The sequence below is a fragment of the Muribaculum sp. genome (assembly GCF_029051885.1).
Taxonomy (GTDB): Bacteria; Bacteroidota; Bacteroidia; order Bacteroidales; family Muribaculaceae; genus Muribaculum.
This window is the reverse complement of the sequence record NZ_JAIDKI010000184.1, coordinates 1-3,188: the sequence shown is the minus strand read 5'-3', so window position 1 is coordinate 3,188 and position 3,188 is coordinate 1. Positions and strand designations below refer to the sequence as shown.

Genomic DNA, 3,188 nt, shown 5'->3' with positions numbered 1-3,188 from the left:
AACAGAAGATTTCTGTGCGTCCACTCTCGTGGGCTATCAATATAGGTGCGAAATTCAAGGGTGTATATAATATATATGAAAGTTCTCTTGACTTGTTTACTCCAAGCAAGACTCAGGTGACTGAGCGTGTGGAGATAGACAGCATAGACGATTCGCGTATCGACGATGCTGTCGGAGAAAAGGATGCGGCAAAACTGCGTGATGATCTCGAACTGATTGAAGGCGTTTATCCTGAGTTTTCCACCGACGACTATCTCGCCGGAAAGGTCGCTCCTGTATTCTTCGGCTCGGCGCTAAATACATTTGGCGTAAAGGAGTTGCTTGATTGTTTTGTCAAGATTGCTCCCTCTCCAAGGCCTGTGGCGGCTCTTGAGCGCACTGTCGAACCTTCGGAGGATGCTTTCAGTGGCTTCGTCTTCAAGATTCATGCCAACATGGATCCCAACCACCGTTCGTGTATTGCATTCGTCAAGGTATGTTCCGGACGGTTTGAACGCAATGCCCCTTATCGTCATGTCCGCTCCGGAAAAATAATGCGTTTTGCAGCCCCTACTGCATTTATGGCTCAGAAGAAAAGCGTTGTCGACGAGGCTTATCCCGGTGATATAGTGGGTATTCCCGATACCGGTAATTTCAAAATCGGCGATACTGTGACTCAGGGTGAGGAATTGCATTACCGCGGTTTGCCCAGTTTCTCTCCGGAGATGTTCAAATATATAGAGAACACCGACCCGATGAAAGCCAAGCAGCTTGAAAAGGGTATTCAGCAGCTGATGGATGAGGGCGTGGCTCAGCTGTTTGTCAATCAGTTCAACGGGCGTAAGATTATCGGCACGGTTGGTCAGCTTCAGTTTGAGGTGATTCAATACCGTCTGCTTCATGAATATGGCGCTACTGTCCGTTGGGAACCATTGTCGATGTTCAAGGCTTGCTGGATTGAAAGTGACAATCCTCAGGCTCTTGAGGCATTTAAAAAGCGTAAGCATCAGTTTATGGCCGTTGACCGCGACGGGCGTGATGTGTTTATGGCTGACAGCAATTATGTGTTGCAGATGGCACAGAGCGATTATCCTGACATCCGCTTCCATTTTTCCAGTGAATATTAATACGTTAACAATAATCAAAACAAGTCTATATGTTAAAGACCATTTTGGCCATCTCTGGCAAGCCCGGGCTGTATAAGCTCGTAAGCAACGGACGTAATATGCTTATCGTAGAGTCGCTTGCTACCGGTAAGCGCACTCCGGCATATTCTCACGATAAGATTGTATCGCTTGGTGATATCGCCATATATACTACTGATGAGGATGTGCCTCTGTCGCAAGTGTTTGATGCAATTAAGGGTAAAAATGAAGGAAAGGCTGTCGATATGGCATCTTTCGCCGATGACCACTCGCTGCGCGCATACTTCAAGGAGATTCTTCCCGACTTTGACGATGAAAGAGTGTACACCAACGATATCCGCAAGGTATTCAACTGGTACAACCTTCTTGTAGGTGCAGGGATTACCGAATTTGTGGATGCTGAGGAGCAGGCTGGAGAAGAAGCCTCCGCAGAGTAATCATTCGGAATACTGTCTGATAAGAAGTCAGACAAATCAGTTGTAAATTATCGGCGGAGTATCCGGAGTGTGTTGTGTGTGATGCGCTCAGGATACTCCGCCTGATGATATCGGCCTACGGCATATACTTTTTTTGCCAATTAAGATAGTGAGTTCGGTAAATTTTCATAACTTTGTAACTCAAACTCCATCCGATCCCTTATGGCTCGTATTAATTTAACAGGCATGGGTGTGGCTTTGGTCACACCATTTAAGAATGATAAGTCTATTGATTATAATGCTTTAGCCCGCTTGCTTGAATATCAGATAAAAAATGGTGTTGATTATCTGGTAGTGCTCGGCACAACTGCTGAGACGGCTACTTTGACAAGCGGTGAGAAAGCAGAACTCCGTGAGTTTATCGCAGAGAGAGTAGCAGGCCGCGTACCCCTTGTAATAGGGGTGGGGGGGAATAATACCATGGCTCTTGTCGAGGAACTGCATACAATCGACCTGACTCCGTTCAGTGCCGTTCTGTCGGTCGTTCCGTATTATAATAAACCATCTCAAGAAGGTATTTACCAGCATTATAAAGCTATTTCAGAGGCTTCGCCGATACCTGTGATACTGTACAATGTGCCCGGGCGTACCGGAGTAAACATGACGGCAGAGACAACTTTGCGCCTTGCTCGTGAATTCAGCAATATCATCGGTATTAAAGAGGCGTCGGGAAATATCAACCAGATGGATGATATAATCAAGAACAAGCCCTCCGACTTTATGGTGATTTCAGGTGATGACGGCATTACGTTCCCTTTGCTCACTCTTGGAGCTGTGGGCGTTATTTCCGTAATAGGCAATGCTTTCCCCCGCGAATTCTCACGAATGGTGCGACTTGCCCTTGAAGGAGATTATCGCCGAGCTCTGACAATCCATCATCGTTTTACCGAATTATTCAGTCTGCTCTTTGTAGATGGTAATCCTGCCGGTGTGAAATGCTTGCTCCATGCCATGGGATTCATTGAAAATGAACTCAGACTCCCCCTTGTGCCTACGCGCATTACCACCTATGAGCGCATTCGTCAGGTGCTTGACTCGTTGGGCTAAGATGAAAAAGATAGACTTCTGAAGGATTGAACAATTTATCGGGGGTGGCGTTATAGATATAAAACTTTTAAATATCTACCATTATGGCTGAATTCAACGATATTATCAAAGACAGTAAACCGACGCTTGTCGACTTCTATGCTACCTGGTGTGGCCCTTGCAAGATGATGCACCCCATTTTGGAACAGTTGAAGGATAAAATGGGCGATAGTGTCACAATTGTTAAAATTGATGTTGACAGACATCAGGATTTGGCGCAATTATATCGAGTAATGTCTGTCCCGACTTTGATTGTATTCCGCGATGGTGAAGTCAAGTGGCGTGCGGCTGGAGTACATACAGCCGAGGATCTCGAGGCAAAACTTAGAGAACAGATGTAAGTTTTTTGAACGATAACCGGATTTCCGGCCTATGTATTCAACTTATATGATTTCCCTGATTCATGAATTGAATCGGGGAAATTATTTTTTAAGACCCCGTTCCCCAATATTTGTTAACGCTGGGGTCGCATATCTCTGAGTGATTTTTGTCTTGTGATGAT

Annotated in this window: 4 protein-coding genes; all 4 read left to right on the top strand. The window is 45.5% G+C overall.

The window, feature by feature from the left end:
- The coding region (locus tag K2I50_RS07865) for a peptide chain release factor 3 (protein WP_301025788.1) at positions 1-1,106 on the top strand (1,106 nt) is incomplete at its 5' end.
- A gap of 29 nt (positions 1,107-1,135) precedes the next feature.
- Complete coding sequence (locus K2I50_RS07860; protein WP_301025787.1) at positions 1,136-1,561, top strand: DUF5606 family protein; 426 nt, start codon at positions 1,136-1,138, stop codon at positions 1,559-1,561.
- A gap of 201 nt (positions 1,562-1,762) precedes the next feature.
- On the top strand, positions 1,763-2,647 hold the full coding sequence (gene dapA / locus K2I50_RS07855; protein ID WP_301025786.1) for a 4-hydroxy-tetrahydrodipicolinate synthase: 885 nt from the start codon (positions 1,763-1,765) through the stop codon (positions 2,645-2,647).
- A gap of 83 nt (positions 2,648-2,730) precedes the next feature.
- Positions 2,731-3,027: a thioredoxin gene (gene trxA, locus K2I50_RS07850; RefSeq protein ID WP_301025785.1), complete on the top strand. Its 297-nt coding sequence runs from the start codon at positions 2,731-2,733 to the stop codon at positions 3,025-3,027.
- The last annotated feature ends 161 nt before the right edge of the window (positions 3,028-3,188 follow it).

Bases quoted from the DNA above. Each gene is read 5' to 3' on its own strand.
- trxA (WP_301025785.1), top strand. From the start codon at position 2,731: ATGGCTGAATTCAACGATATTATCAAAGACAGTAAACCGACGCTTGTC.
- dapA (WP_301025786.1), top strand. From the start codon at position 1,763: ATGGCTCGTATTAATTTAACAGGCATGGGTGTGGCTTTGGTCACACCA.
- K2I50_RS07860 (WP_301025787.1), top strand. From the start codon at position 1,136: ATGTTAAAGACCATTTTGGCCATCTCTGGCAAGCCCGGGCTGTATAAG.